General features: G+C 62.3%; 13 protein-coding genes. 2 read left to right on the forward strand and 11 right to left on the reverse strand.

What is annotated here, in order from left to right; translation table 11 throughout:
* Positions 1–20: 20 nt before the first annotated feature.
* Together MJA45_RS21745 and MJA45_RS21750 are read left to right on the forward strand one after the other, a co-directional pair.
* Positions 21–1025 carry a Gfo/Idh/MocA family protein gene (locus MJA45_RS21745; RefSeq protein ID WP_315603994.1) on the forward strand — a complete coding sequence of 335 codons (1005 nt, stop codon included), beginning with the start codon at positions 21–23 and terminating at the stop codon, positions 1023–1025.
* A 30-nt stretch (positions 1026–1055) separates the two neighbouring features.
* Positions 1056–2054, forward strand: coding sequence for a helix-turn-helix domain-containing protein (locus MJA45_RS21750; protein WP_315603995.1), 999 nt, complete (start codon positions 1056–1058; stop codon positions 2052–2054).
* A 102-nt stretch (positions 2055–2156) separates the two neighbouring features.
* Here MJA45_RS21750 and MJA45_RS21755 read toward each other — a convergent pair whose 3' ends face one another.
* The 11 genes from MJA45_RS21755 to cobT form a co-directional block, all read right to left on the reverse strand.
* Positions 2157–3338 carry an aminotransferase class I/II-fold pyridoxal phosphate-dependent enzyme gene (locus tag MJA45_RS21755; RefSeq protein WP_315603996.1) on the reverse strand — a complete coding sequence of 394 codons (1182 nt, stop codon included), beginning with the start codon at positions 3336–3338 and terminating at the stop codon, positions 2157–2159.
* 43 nt (positions 3339–3381) lie between these two features.
* On the reverse strand, positions 3382–4452 hold the full coding sequence (locus MJA45_RS21760) for a site-2 protease family protein (RefSeq protein WP_315603997.1): 1071 nt from the start codon (positions 4450–4452) through the stop codon (positions 3382–3384).
* Positions 4449–4808, reverse strand: a complete 360-nt coding sequence (locus tag MJA45_RS21765; RefSeq protein ID WP_315603998.1) for an arsenate reductase family protein — start codon at positions 4806–4808, stop codon at positions 4449–4451. Before MJA45_RS21765 ends, MJA45_RS21760 begins: the two co-directional genes overlap by 4 nt.
* Positions 4809–4829: 21 nt before the next feature.
* Positions 4830–5870 carry an RluA family pseudouridine synthase gene (locus MJA45_RS21770; RefSeq protein ID WP_315603999.1) on the reverse strand — a complete coding sequence of 347 codons (1041 nt, stop codon included), beginning with the start codon at positions 5868–5870 and terminating at the stop codon, positions 4830–4832.
* Complete coding sequence (locus MJA45_RS21775) at positions 5867–6436, reverse strand: cob(I)yrinic acid a,c-diamide adenosyltransferase (RefSeq protein ID WP_315604000.1); 570 nt, start codon at positions 6434–6436, stop codon at positions 5867–5869. The genes MJA45_RS21770 and MJA45_RS21775 overlap by 4 nt, the downstream gene beginning before the upstream one ends.
* Positions 6433–8034, reverse strand: coding sequence for a cobyric acid synthase (locus tag MJA45_RS21780; protein WP_315604001.1), 1602 nt, complete (start codon positions 8032–8034; stop codon positions 6433–6435). The genes MJA45_RS21775 and MJA45_RS21780 overlap by 4 nt, the downstream gene beginning before the upstream one ends.
* Before the next feature lie 23 nt (positions 8035–8057).
* On the reverse strand, positions 8058–9137 hold the full coding sequence (gene cobD, locus MJA45_RS21785) for a threonine-phosphate decarboxylase CobD (RefSeq protein ID WP_315604002.1): 1080 nt from the start codon (positions 9135–9137) through the stop codon (positions 8058–8060).
* A 20-nt stretch (positions 9138–9157) separates the two neighbouring features.
* Positions 9158–9976, reverse strand: a complete 819-nt coding sequence (gene cobS / locus MJA45_RS21790; RefSeq protein ID WP_315604003.1) for an adenosylcobinamide-GDP ribazoletransferase — start codon at positions 9974–9976, stop codon at positions 9158–9160.
* Entirely contained in the window at positions 9946–10983 is a 1038-nt protein-coding gene (gene cbiB / locus MJA45_RS21795; protein ID WP_315604004.1) for an adenosylcobinamide-phosphate synthase CbiB, read from the reverse strand. Before cbiB ends, cobS begins: the two co-directional genes overlap by 31 nt.
* A gap of 117 nt (positions 10984–11100) precedes the next feature.
* Positions 11101–11796 (reverse strand): bifunctional adenosylcobinamide kinase/adenosylcobinamide-phosphate guanylyltransferase, encoded by a 696-nt coding sequence (locus MJA45_RS21800; RefSeq protein ID WP_315604005.1) that lies wholly within the window; start codon positions 11794–11796, stop codon positions 11101–11103.
* 16 nt (positions 11797–11812) lie between these two features.
* A complete protein-coding gene (cobT, locus tag MJA45_RS21805; RefSeq protein ID WP_315604006.1) occupies positions 11813–12862 on the reverse strand; it encodes a nicotinate-nucleotide--dimethylbenzimidazole phosphoribosyltransferase in 1050 nt (349 codons plus the stop codon).
* Positions 12863–12874: the final 12 nt, after the last annotated feature.

The following is a 12874-nucleotide window of genomic DNA, read 5'->3' on the forward strand; positions in this document are numbered from 1 at the left end:
ATCGAAGGGATGAATCCTTGATGATTAAAGTAGCGATGATCAGCTTTTGGCACGTCCATGCAAGAGATTATGCGAAGCAGGCAACCGAGCACCCCGACACCGAAATCGTGGCCGTGTGGGACGAAATTCCCGAGCGCGGGAAGAAGGAAGCCGAAGAGCGCAATGTCCGTTTTTATGACAACCTGGACGAGCTTCTTGCCGACCAAGAGATTGAAGGCGTTATCATCGACACGCCGACGAACCAGCACCGCGACGTCATGGTAGCGGCCGCGCGCGCGGGCAAACACATCTTCACCGAAAAAGTAATCGCTCCCACCCTTGCGGAAGTGAATGAAATTATCCGCGCGGTGGAGGAAGCAGGCGTTAAGCTGACCGTCTCCCTGCCGCGACTGAACGACGGCTATACGCTGGCCATCCAGAAGATCCTGAAGGAAGGCCTGCTCGGCGACCTTACGCTGGTTAGAACCCGCCTGTCCCATAACGGGGCGACGGCCGGCTGGCTGCCCGGGCATTTCTTCAACAAGGAGCAGTGCGGCGGCGGAGCGCTGATTGACCTGGGCTGCCATCCGATGTACCTCGCCCGCCTGTTCCTCGGGCTTCCGGAGAGCGTGCAAGCCACCTTCGGCTATGTGACCGGCAAGGAAGTGGAGGACAATGCGGTATCCGTCCTGAATTATTCGAACGGTGCCATCGGTGTCGTGGAAGCCGGCTTCGTTAATTCCTTCTCCCCGTTCACCATCGAAATTCACGGAACGGAAGGAAGCCTGCTCTACGGAACGCCGGAAAGCAAAATTTTCCTGCGTACCAAGAAGCTCGGGGAAGAGAAAGCGAAGGAGTGGCAGGTGGACACCGAGCTGTCCGAAAATCGCCCTTCCGCGTTCTCCCAATGGGTCGACCACATCAAGAACGACACTGTGGCGACGGAAAACATCCAGCTGGCCGTCGACCTGACGAAGCTGATGGAGGCCTCGAACCTCTCCGCGGCGCGCGGACAGGCCGTTCGACTGAGCCAGCTTACGTCTTAATCTAATCCTTTTTCTCAAGGGGGAGTCCGAATGAGCGGCGATTCAAGCGGCCTCTTTCCGGCTTCCCCTAAGCCGGTTAAGAAGGCCTTCGCCTTTGAAGCCATGAAAGTCAATCCGCACGCCCTGGACCGGCTCGATCTGAAATTCCGCTGGGGCGGATACGGGTTCCGGGTCCTCCGCTGTCATTGGACAAGCTTCTCTCCGGGGAAGGTGGTCGGGTTTCATAAGCATTCCGAATTTGAGTTTCATTTTATCCCCCGCGGCAAAGGCATCCTCTCGCTTGAGGACGGGGATTATGAAGTCAGCGAGGGGATGTTCTACCTGACCGGTCCCCAGGTCATTCATCAGCAGACGTCCGATGGTGAAGAAGGAATGGACGAGCTCTGTCTCCATATCGACATCGTCAATCTGAAGGAAGCGCCGGAAGGAGACCAATGGGGCGGTTCGTGGGAAGATGCGGAGGCGGAGCAGTGCGTCAAGCGTCTCGAGGAGATGCCGGCGGTTCCGGCGCTGGACCGGTTCAACGCCATGAGCTGGTTTCTGACCGCTTACCGGTCCTGGTCCGAGAACCAGCTTGGCCAATACTCGTCCATCAAGCAGGCGATCATCCAGATTCTGCTGCGCGCCTCACGCACCTATTCGACCGACAGCCTGCCGACCCCGCTGCCCGCCCGGAATATGAACCATTACCGGTTCACACTGGCGGCCCAATACATCCAGGACAATTACTCCCGCTCGCTGACCCTGGAGGAAGTGGCGGCAAGGCTGTCCATCAGCGGCCGGCACCTTCAGCGTATCTTCCTCGATCAGGCGGGGGTCTCCTTCAGTGAATATGTGGAGAACTGCCGGCTGGCCCAGGTCTGTACGGAGCTGAAGCAGGGAACCCGGACCATCGAGCAGATTGCCGGCCGGCACGGCTTCTCGAGCCCCAATTACCTGCACTATGTATTCAAGAAGCGGATGGGCGTGACCTTGATGCAGTTCCGGCGGCAAGCGGAGGAGCACTCCCTGAAAGCACGGCCCACTTAGTCTCTTGGAGGCGGCATAGATCAATAAAAAAAGGACTCCGGCTCCGACACTTACCCGTGTCGGCTTCCGAAGTCCTTTTGGCCATTCTCTTGGGCGGTTCCTTCAGCGTACACCCGCTTGCTTCAGGAAGCGTCCGATCCGTTCCGCCGCTTCCACCAGGCGGTCCTCCTCCTGGACCAGCGCGATACGCACATACCCTTCCCCCTGACGTCCGAAGGCGTCACCAGGTATAACCACGACTCCCGTTTCTAGCAAAATTTCCCGGGAAATTTGTCGAGACGTCCACCCCTGCGGAATGGGCGCCCATAGAAACATTGTGGCTTTCGGTTTGGGAACGTTCCAGCCGAACCGCTCCAGCGCTCCCAGGAAGACATCCCTGCGCCTCTCATACAGGTCGCCCGTTGAGTTCGGGTTCCGGATGTCCTCCTCCAGAGCTGCTGTTCCGGCTTCCTGGACGGCGAGGAAAACCCCGTAGTCGATGTTGGCCTTCAAGGTGCGCAGCGCCCCCACCGCTTCTTCATGGCCGACCAGAAAGGCAATCCGGCAGCCGGCCATGTTAAAGCTCTTCGACAAGGAGTGAAACTCCACGGCCGTTTCCTTCGCTCCCGGAATCTGCAGAATGCTGACCGGACGGTAGCCGTCAAACGCCATTTCCGAATAGGCAAAATCATGCACCAGCAGCAGGTCGTGCTGCTTCGCAAATTCGACGGCTTCCCGGAGGAAGCCTTCATCGGCGGTGGACGCCATCGGGTTGCTGGGAAAGTTCAACAGCATGAACTTCGCCCGCTTGGCGATGTCTTCCGGGATGGCCGTCAGATCGGGCAGGAAGCCGTTGCCGGCAGTAAGAGGCATCGGATAGGCCTCTACCCCGGCGAGCACCAGCCCGGCGGCGTAGATCGGATAGCCGGGATCGGGAACGAGCGCGAGGTCCCCCGGATCGGTGAGAGCGAGCGCCAGATGGGCCAGCCCATCCTGGGAGCCCATCAAGGCGAGCACCTCACGGTCCGGATCAAGCTCCACGCCGAACCGGTGCTTGTACCAGCGGGCTACCGCCCCGCGAAAAGCAGGGGTTCCTTCCGAGGATGGATAGGCGTAATGGGAGGGGTTGGCGACGGCCCGGCTTATAGCCTCCAGAATCACGGGAGAGGGCGGACGATCCGGGCTTCCGATGCCCAGATCGATGAGGTCCTTTCCCCTCCGGCGCGCCTCCTCCTTCCACTCGGCCACCTCGGAAAAAATGGCCGATCCCATGCGTTGAAGGCGGGACGATGCTTGAATCTTCATGTTTGCTTCCCCCGTGTTGATAAGAATGTTCATTTATGGAACTCTACCCGGACAGCCCTTGCCGCGAAGAGGTATAGACCAGCAAAGCCAGACATAGGACCAACAGGGCGTAGAGGATCGAGATCCCCCGCCGGGAACGGGCCGGAATGGTGTAATACTCATCGTTCTCGTATTCCGTATAATCCACCCGGCAGCGGATAACCCGATACAAGCCGGTGAATTTCCGGAGCCGGTCCATTCGGACAATTTGAACGCCGGCGATCAGCCCCTGTCCGGGAAGAGCCATCCGTCCTTTCAAGCCGACCTCCGCCCACTGCAGGTACACCTTCTGCTTGCCGTCCAGCTCGGAATAGGTCGTGTAGTTCAGCGGACGTCCGGAAGCCCCCTCCTCGCTTCCCGGCGCGAATGAAGCTCCTTCGGGAACCGGCACCTCAAAGGTCGCCCAAGTGGAACGGATCGGCCTGTTCCCTTTAGAAGCCCGCCACTTGCTGTACCAGTCCCAGGCCAGCCATCCCCAAGGGGCTAGAAACCAGTACCAGCGGAAAAGCACGATCAGCAGCAGGCTGAGCAGCAGGCCCGCCGGCCACAGCTTTCGGCTGAGAGCGCCTGTAATTTTGCCTCCGTCCAGTGGAAAAACGGGAAGCAGGTTAACCAGGTTAAACAGAAAGCCGATGTAGGCCACCGCCAGAAGCAGAGGACTTCCCGTCTTCTCCCCAAGCAGGAAAACCAAGGCGGCACCGGCGGACCCGAGGAGTGGTCCCCCAAGGGCGATATACGCCTCGGTCGCCGCGTCCCGGGGATGGCGCTTCATGTTCACGATCGCGCCTACGAGAGGGATGAAAATAGGCGCCGACGTAGGCAGCTTCTTGATCCGGGCTGCCGCCACATGCCCCATCTCGTGAACGAGCACGAGAATTACGACCCCGACCGCAAGCTCCAGCGGGGCGACCAGGGCGTAGGCCCAGACGGAGACGAGCATCGTAAGAACGGCTCCGCCGACGGATCCCATCTTAAGAAGAGGGAACAGCGCTTTAAGCTTCGTCAGAAAGAAGGCGCCTGCGGCGCCCACGATCCACCAAGGGCCCTTGCGGCCGGCTGCGCCGGAAGGCTTCATGGGGCCCAGGCTTGCCCGAAGTCGGGCTTCTTGAAGCCGACGGTCACCCGCTTGCCGTCCGTAACGATCGGGCGCTTGATCAGCTTGCCGTTCGAGGCGAGGAGCTCCAGCTTCTCCTCCTCGTTCATCCCGGGAAGCCGGTCCTTCAGCTTCCATTCCCGGTAAACCTCGCCGGAAACATTGAAAAACTTCGAGAGCGGAAGGCCGCTCGTCTCCACCAGCCGGCGGATTTCTTCAACCGGAGGCGGGCTTTCCACGATATCGTGGAAATGAACGTCGTACCCCTTCGCTTCCAGCTCCTTTTTGGCCTCGCGGCACGTGCCGCATTTGGCATATCCATACAAGGTCAGCCCCATGGTGATTTCTTCCCCCTAATTCTATGTTTGCCGCTCCAAGAGGCGGATCGTTTCCGTCATGTCTTCGGGCAGGGGCGCTTCATATTCCACCCATTGGCGGGTGCCCGGGTGATAGAAGCCCAGCTTGGCGGCGTGCAGCGCCTGCCGCGCCAGAGGCAGCTCCGGCAGGCTTGCCGGGACGGCCAAGCCGGCCCGCTGTGCCGGGAAGGCTTCCGAGAGCCCCGCTTGGGACGCCTCGCCCCCCGCGGCTTCGCCCGAGCAAGCTCCCCGACGGTCCCTCTTGTCCAGGGCCGGTCCCGGAAGATACATTTTGTCACCGAGCAGCGCGTGCCCGATATGCTTCATGTGCACGCGGATCTGATGCGTCCGGCCGGTCTCCAGCCACAAACGGACCAAGGAAGCCCCCGCATACCTCCGCTCCGTCCGGTAATGGGTGACCGCCCGGTAGCCGGCCGGCGTTACGATGCGGATGTGAGGGGCTTCCGGATTCCGGTCAATCGGCGCGTCCACCGTCCCCTCGTCCTTTTTCATAAGGCCGTAGACGAGGGCGAGGTATTCTTTTTTGACCTGGTTGGCCTTCATCTGCTCGGAGATGTTCTGATGGACGTACGGATTTTTGGCAATGCAGAGTACGCCCGACGTCTCCTGATCGAGCCGGTGGACGGGACGAAACCGGACGGTTTCCCCCAACTCTTTCCAATGGTGGACGACGGCATTAGCGAGCGTTCCCGTGTAATGCCCGTGGGTAGGATGCACGATCATCCCCGCCGGCTTGTTGACGACGAGAACATGGGCATCCTCGTGGAGAATGGCGAGCGGAAGCTTCTCGGGAAGAATATCGTCGGACTCCTCCTGCGCCATCCTTACCTCCACCCGGTCGCCGGCCCGGACCTTGATGCTGATGTACTCCCGGCGGCCGTTGACCGTTATGCCCTCCTCCGTCAGCTTGAGACGGGAAAGCAGCTTGCGGGAAACCTGAAGACGATTCTGGAGAATCGTCTTCAGAAGCATTCCCTCCTCTTCGGGAGGGACCACATAAACCAGCGGATCGTAGTAGCTCATTTGCGGTTGCGGAATACCTCGGCACTGCGCACGTACTCCACATCCGGGATCCCTTCCCGGTGATTGGCGGTTCGGGCGACGGTGAAGAACAGATCGGACAAACGATTTAAGTACTTGCGCACCTCTTCGTTGATCTCCTGGGACCGGGCCAGCGTCACGACCCGGCGCTCGGCACGGCGGCATACCGTCCGGCACACATGCAGAGCGGCGGAGGCGGCGCTTCCTCCCGGTAGAATGAACCGCGTCAAGTCGGGGGTTTCCGCGTCGTACTTGTCAATCCACGTCTCCAGGTTGACGGCCATGTCCGCCGTCACCTTGAACTCGCGGATGCCCGGCTTGTGAATGGCCAGGTCATGCCCGCAGTCAAACAGCTCGTGCTGCACCTGAAGCAGATCCGCGAGCAGGTCCTTATCTCTTTCTCCGTTCAGGAAGCTCATGGCCTGACCCACAAAGCAGTTAAGCTCGTCCACGGTACCGTAAGCCTCGACCCGGGCATCGTCTTTATCCACGCGGCCGCCGATGACTCCCGTCTGACCGGCGTCTCCGGTTCTCGTATAGATTTTCATAAGGGCATTCTCCTTGCCTCTGGTTTCGTCGTTCCTATCATCTCATAGATTCTTTGCATATCCAAGTGCGCGCGGACATGGTCCGCCAGACGGTCGAAGGCCGATTCGCGGCGGTGCCGGAAGAACAGCGTGCCCTCCCGGCGCACCCAGCCCTTCTCCTCCCGGATGCCGTTCAGCCAGCAGCGGCGGAATTCGTCATTGTGCAGAATGCCGTGGATGTAGGTTCCCCACAGCTTGCCGTCAGGCGTTATCGCCCCCTCGGGGTAGAAATCATCCTGCAGCACCCCGTTGCGCTCGTTGCGGATCATAAAAGGATGCTCCACCGCTTCCATAAACCGGGAAACCCCCATATGAATCTCGTAGCCTTCCACTGGAAGAGCCGCCTCGCTGTCCCAGCATTCGGCGAAGCCCACGACCCGTTCGGTTCTCTTCTCCAGGGCAAAATGGGTCTCCATCGGAAAATAGCCGAGTCCCTCGGTTTCCCGGTGTTCCGATTCGACGAAGTCGGTATCGACCAGCCGTGTGCCCATCATCTGGTATCCGCCGCATAGGCCGGTGAGCCGTCCCCCGTCGGCCACATAGCGGCGCAGCTCTTCCTCAAGACCCGATTCCCTCAGAAACCGGAGGTCCTCGGCCGTATTCTTGCTGCCGGGCAGCAGAACGGCATCCGGCGAACCGAATTCCTCTGCCCGGCTTATGTATCGGACCTGGACGTCCTCTTCCTCCCAGAGCGGGTCGAAGTCCGTGAAGTTCGAAATTCTCGGCAGCCGGATCACGGCAAGCTCCAAGGCCGGGTCTCCCTTCCGGCCGCTGCGTCCGCGGCTTCGGATCGCGTCAAGGGAAGCGGAATCTTCGTCTTCCAGGGCCAGGTTGGGAAGAAAAGGGATGACGCCGAGCACAGGTTTGCCCGTCCGTTCCTCGAGCCAGTCTAGGCCCGGCTGAAGAAGAGAAACGTCTCCGCGGAATTTGTTGATGATGAAGCCCGCCACCCGGTCCCTTTCTTCGGGAGTTAGAATCTCCATCGTCCCGACCAGGGAGGCGAACACCCCGCCCCGGTCGATATCCGCGACCAGCAGTACGGGAGCATCCGCCCAGCCGGCGAGCCGCATGTTCACGATATCGCGGTCTTTCAGGTTTACCTCCGCCGGGCTGCCCGCCCCTTCGAGCACAACCAGCTCGTATTCGCTTCTCAGCTGATGCAGGGCTTCCTTGACGATTTGCTCCGCCTTCGGAAGATAGCTTTCGCGGTAGGTCCGGGCATCGAGGGTGCGAAACGGCTTGCCGTGCACGACCACCTGCGCTTCCATATCCCGGCTCGGCTTCAGGAGGATGGGATTCATGTTCGTCGTCGCCGGAATGCGGCACGCATCGGCCTGCATCCCCTGGGCGCGTCCGATTTCCTTCCCGTCCGGGGTCACATAAGAGTTAAGGGACATGTTCTGCGATTTAAAAGGCGCCACCCGCCGCCCGTCCTGCATGAAGATGCGGCACAGGGCGGCGGTCAGGAGGCTTTTGCCCACATCGGAGGCGGTTCCTTGCAGCATGAGCGTCCGGGCCGGTGCCGGAGCCAAATCCGGGTGGTACGGTTGTTGGGCCATAAGCCTATCTCCTTTCCGGATAGTCAGTGTAATAGACAGCGCTGCAGCGCGTCGGCCAGCCGGTCATTGTCTTCCTTGCGCCTCACGGCCAGACGGCCGTAAGAACGGTCCAGCCCTGGGAACAGCGAGGCATCCCGGATGAGAATCCCTTCCTTCCCTAAACGGCCTTGCAGCTCTTTAATGTCCGGCCATCCCGGCCCCCGCCCGAGGGAAAAGAGCACAAAATTGGTATCGCTCGGGATGACCGAGAGGCCGGTTTCCTCCAGCCGGCGGATAAACCGCGGGCGCTCCTCGGCCAGCCAGGCGAGGGTTCTGCTGGCGTACTCCCGGTCCTCAAGCACCGCCTCTCCGATGTCCTGGGCGAGCCCGTTGACGCTCCACTGCACCTGCAGGCGCTTCATGGCGGTTATCCGATCCGGATGGGCAGCGATATAGCCGAGCCGGATGCCCGGAATGGCATAAAATTTCGTCATCGAACGGATGACGAGGAGGTTCCGGGACTCCGCCGCTTCCCGGATCCAGGTCAGCTCCTCCTGCCGCGGATGAAAATCGATAAAGGCTTCATCCAGGATGACCGTGGCGCCCCCGTCCAGTAAGCTCCGGATGACGCCCGGATCGAGCAGACGGCCTGTCGGGTTGTTGGGATGCCCGAAGAAAAAAACGTCGGCATGAGGCAAGGCCGCCTCCGCTTCCTCACGGCTCAGAACGAATCCCCGATCCGCCCGCAGGGGGAGCTCGAGGAGGCGCCCCCCCGCTTTCTCTACCGCCTCCTCATATTCCGAGAAGGAGGGCCGGGCAAGCGCCGTCCTTTCCGGCTGGAGGACACGGACGGCGAGCTCGATCAGCTCGGCCGCCCCATTGCCGACCAGCAGGCTTTCCTCCGGAATGCGGTGCAGGTCCGAGAGCTTTCGCCTCAGCCTGCGGACCGCCGGGTCCGGGTAGCGGTGAATTTGCTCCGCAAACCGGGAGCAGCAGACTTTCACCGCTTCGGGGGGGCCAAATGGATTCATATTCGAGCTGAAATCCAAAAACGTATCCGCCTCCCGTCCGAACGTTTCCTCCGCGGTAAGGAGATCTCCTCCATGTCCGTAGCGCTCCAGCATAAGATGTCCTCCTCTCTTATTTAACCGATCTTAAGCCAAATGATGACAGCCAAGAGCCCGATCAGCTCGATTCCTTCATTTAAAGCTCCGTACGTGTCCCCCGTGAGGCCGCCCAGCTTCCGGTTCAAGTACGCGGCCCCCGCCCAGCCGGCGGCGGCCGTCCCGATCGTGAAGGTGCCGAAGAGCCCGACGGCTCCCGTCCAGGACGAGCCGGTTAGAAGGGCGGCGGAGACCGTTAGGAAGCCGGCCAGGAGCCAGCCTCCGGCGGCATGCCGGGGCCCCACTCCCCGAAAATAAGCGCCGAGTCCGGGGCCCGGGCGGGCATACGGCCAGCCGGCTATGGCGGCCGTCATGAACCAGCGGCTCCAAACGGGAATAAAGAGCAGAAAGCTCCCGCCGGCTGCCCACTGCCCGAGCAGGCTGTCCAGCAGGGCAAATTTAAGGAGCATGGCGATCACACAGACCAGGACGCCCATCGCTCCTACGCGGCTGTCTTTCATAATGTCCAGCATCTGCTCCCGGGGCCGGCCGCTCAGCACGCCGTCGGCCGTGTCCATCAGCCCGTCGAGGTGGAGCGCTCCCGTGAGCGCCACCCATAGGGCCAGCAGAAGCGCGGCGGCCGGAAGGCCCGGCAGGACGGACGGCAGCCAGAGGCCGCCCGCATACAGCACGAACCCGATGGCCGCTCCGGCCATCGGGTAGAACACGGTGCTGCCCCGGAAGATCCGTTCCGTATACTCGAAGGAATAAGGAACCGGAAAGCGGGTCAGAAACTGGAAGGCGGCGGCCAACGACCGGACGCCCCCGGTCAACTGCTCCCGAACAGTATGAGCACGCACAGCATGATTCCTCCTAGTCCCAGGCTTGCCTTATAAAGAAGACCCACCGTCGTTTGGATATCTCCGGCCTGAAGAGGCCGCAGCGGCCAGCCCATCCGCGCCCGTTCGCTCACCGTTCCTCCATAGACGTTGCGTCCCCCGAGCTCGATGCCCATCGCTCCAGCGGCAGCCGATTCCGGGATGCCGCTGTTCGGGCTCGGGTGCTTGTGAGCAAAGGCCATCATGGAGCGGAACGCCCTCCGGCCGGAAAGACCGGGCGATAAGGCCGCCGCCGCTATGAGCAGCAGCCCCGTGAGGCGGGCCGGTAGCCAGTTCAGCCCGTCGTCCAGACGGGCCGAGGCCCAGCCGAAGTAGGCATACCGCTCGTTCCGGTAGCCTACCATCGAATCCAGCGTATTGGCCGCCCGGTACAGCATGGCCAAGGGGGCCCCTCCCAGCAGGGCGTAAAAAAGCGGGGAGACCACGGCGTCCACCGTATTCTCCGCCACCGTCTCCACCGCCGCGCGGGTAAGCTCCGGCTCCTCCAGCCCGGCCGTATCCCGGCCGACAATGTAGCCGGTGTAGCGGCGGGCTTCCGGCAGGTTGCCTTCCGTAAGCGGGCGGTATACCTGCAGGGCGGCGTCCTTCAAGCCTTTGATGGCGATGGTGGTGGAGATGAACCAGGTATTCACCGCATACCCGAGCCAAGGGTGCACCCAGCGGCTGACCGCCAGCAGCGCCAGCATAATCAGAAAAGATACCGCCAAGGTCACCAGCGTCAGCAGCACCCCGCGCCTTCTTAGAACGGCCTGGGGCATAGGGGCGGATGATGAAGCGGGAAGCCCATGATGGCCCGGGCCGTTTTCCTCAGCCAGCGGCAAAGGATACAGCCTGGCCTCCAGCCGCCGGATCAAGCCGCCGATGCGGATGACCGGATGGACCGGCCGGCGGGGGTCCCCGATCACCAGATCAAGCAAGATGGCGGCTATAAGCATCGCCAACGTTTCCTGCCACGTGTAGAACAGCACTTTCCGCTTCCTTCCTCTCTGGTGCTTTATCCGTGAGTGTTGTACGGTTACCGGATAAGCACTTGAACCGCCTGGTTGGCACCGTTCAGCTTGTCAGCTGCCCGAAGGACCGGGGCTTCACCGGGCGGTAGGCCCATCCGGACCGGGGAGCCGGAAAGCAAGGCTCTTCAGCTCCACCGGAATGCCCGCGGTGACCAGGAACACCTGGTCGCACCGCTCGGCCACCTGCCGGTTCAGCCTTCCCGCTTCATCCCGGAATCGCCGGCCGAGCGGGTAGACCGGGACGATTCCGCCGCCGACTTCGTTGGTCACGAGGAGGACCGTCCCCCGGCAGGCGGAGAGGGCGTCCAGCAGCCCCTCCGTTTCCTGGCGGACCGCGTCCTCCCAGCCCGGCTCCGGGGCGCCCGCCTTAAGCATCTGGTTGGACAGCCAGAGGGTCAGGCAGTCCACCAGAATAACGGGGGGCCGGCTGGCGCGATCCTCATCGGGCCCGCCGGGCTGGCTAATCGGGCTCATCGGGCGGCTTGGCGGGTTCGCCGGAGCATGGCCGTCTGCTGACGTGGCAAGCGGCTCCGCCTCGGGACGGCTCCAGCGGCTCAACACACCGGCCAAATCGTAAGGCTCCTCCACTGTGGTCCAGCGGAAGCCGGAGGCTTCCCGCTGCTCCCGGTGCAGGGCCGCCCGCTCCCTCATCTCCTCGTCGTACAGCTGGGAGGTGGCGACGTACACCCCCTCCTGTCCCAGGGCGGCGGCATATTGCTCCGCGAAGGAGCTTTTGCCGCTCCTTGCTCCTCCGGTTATCATGATCCGCATTCCGTTCCCTCCCGGTCTACCCGCGGGAAACTCCCGCGCTCTCAAACGTAGCCATTTCCTTCATCACGTTAAGCGCCGCATCGATAAAATGAAACGCAAGCACCGCGCCGGTTCCTTCTCCAAGCCTCATGTCAAGCTGGATGACCGGCTTCAAGCGAAGCGCTTCGAGCAGCGCTGCATGCCCCTTCTCCTGCGATAGATGGGAAGCGACGAGAAACCCGGCGCTTTCCGGGGCAAGGCGAACGGCGACGAGCGCGGCGGCGGTTGAGATGAAGCCGTCGATGACGACGAGGCAGCGGCACGCGGCAGCGCCGAGAATGACGCCGGCGAGGCCCGCGATCTCCAGGCCGCCGAGCTTCGCCAGCACGCCGAGCGGGTCAAGCGCATCCGGCGCATTCGCCTCGATGGCCCGGCGCACGACGCCGACCTTGTGGAGCCGGCGGGCCTCGTCGATGCCGGTGCCGCGGCCGACCGCCTCCTCGGCGTCGAGCCCGGCCAGCGCGACGGCGAGCGCGGCGCTCGGCGTCGTGTTGCCGATGCCCATCTCGCCGGTGGCGAACACGCGGCAGCCTTCGGCCGCGAACTCCTCCACCAGCGCGATGCCGGCCAGCACCGCCGCCTCGGCTTCCTGCCGCGTCATGGCCGGCCCTTTGGCGATGTTGCCGGTGCCGTACCGCACCTTGCGCGACACGAGGCCGGGATGGGCCAGCTCGGCGTTTACGCCCATGTCGACGCAGATGACGTCGGCCCCGGCCTGCCGGGCCAGCACATTCACGGCAGCGCCTCCCTGCAGGAAGTTCATCACCATCTGCGGCGTCACCTCCGCCGGAAAGGCGCTGATTCCTTCCTCGCACACGCCATGATCGCCGGCCATGACCAGGACGGCCTTCCGCGTAAGATCGGGAATCGTCTCCCCGGTTATGCCGGCGGCCTGCTTCGCGATCTCCTCGAGCCGGCCCAGGCTGCCCGGGGGCTTCGTGAGGCGGTCGAGATGCCTCTCCGCCGCTTCTACCGCTTCTTGATCGAGCGGTCTAATGCGGCGGATGGTCTCGGTTATCTGCTTCATGCTGATCTCTCC

Origin of the sequence: Paenibacillus aurantius, from assembly GCF_032268605.1 — a bacterium.
In the GTDB taxonomy this organism is placed as follows: Bacteria; Bacillota; Bacilli; order Paenibacillales; family NBRC-103111; genus Paenibacillus_AO; species Paenibacillus_AO aurantius.

Excerpts from the sequence above, each read along its gene's own strand:
- MJA45_RS21745 (WP_315603994.1), top strand. The coding sequence starts at position 21 with ATGATTAAAGTAGCGATGATCAGCTTTTGGCACGTCCATGCAAGAGAT.
- MJA45_RS21750 (WP_315603995.1), top strand. The coding sequence starts at position 1,056 with ATGAGCGGCGATTCAAGCGGCCTCTTTCCGGCTTCCCCTAAGCCGGTT.
- MJA45_RS21755 (WP_315603996.1), bottom strand. The coding sequence starts at position 3,338 with ATGAAGATTCAAGCATCGTCCCGCCTTCAACGCATGGGATCGGCCATT.
- MJA45_RS21760 (WP_315603997.1), bottom strand. The coding sequence starts at position 4,452 with ATGAAGCCTTCCGGCGCAGCCGGCCGCAAGGGCCCTTGGTGGATCGTG.
- MJA45_RS21765 (WP_315603998.1), bottom strand. The coding sequence starts at position 4,808 with ATGGGGCTGACCTTGTATGGATATGCCAAATGCGGCACGTGCCGCGAG.
- MJA45_RS21770 (WP_315603999.1), bottom strand. The coding sequence starts at position 5,870 with ATGAGCTACTACGATCCGCTGGTTTATGTGGTCCCTCCCGAAGAGGAG.
- MJA45_RS21775 (WP_315604000.1), bottom strand. The coding sequence starts at position 6,436 with ATGAAAATCTATACGAGAACCGGAGACGCCGGTCAGACGGGAGTCATC.
- MJA45_RS21780 (WP_315604001.1), bottom strand. The coding sequence starts at position 8,034 with ATGGCCCAACAACCGTACCACCCGGATTTGGCTCCGGCACCGGCCCGG.
- cobD (WP_315604002.1), bottom strand. The coding sequence starts at position 9,137 with ATGCTGGAGCGCTACGGACATGGAGGAGATCTCCTTACCGCGGAGGAA.
- MJA45_RS21800 (WP_315604005.1), bottom strand. The coding sequence starts at position 11,796 with ATGCGGATCATGATAACCGGAGGAGCAAGGAGCGGCAAAAGCTCCTTC.
- cobT (WP_315604006.1), bottom strand. The coding sequence starts at position 12,862 with ATGAAGCAGATAACCGAGACCATCCGCCGCATTAGACCGCTCGATCAA.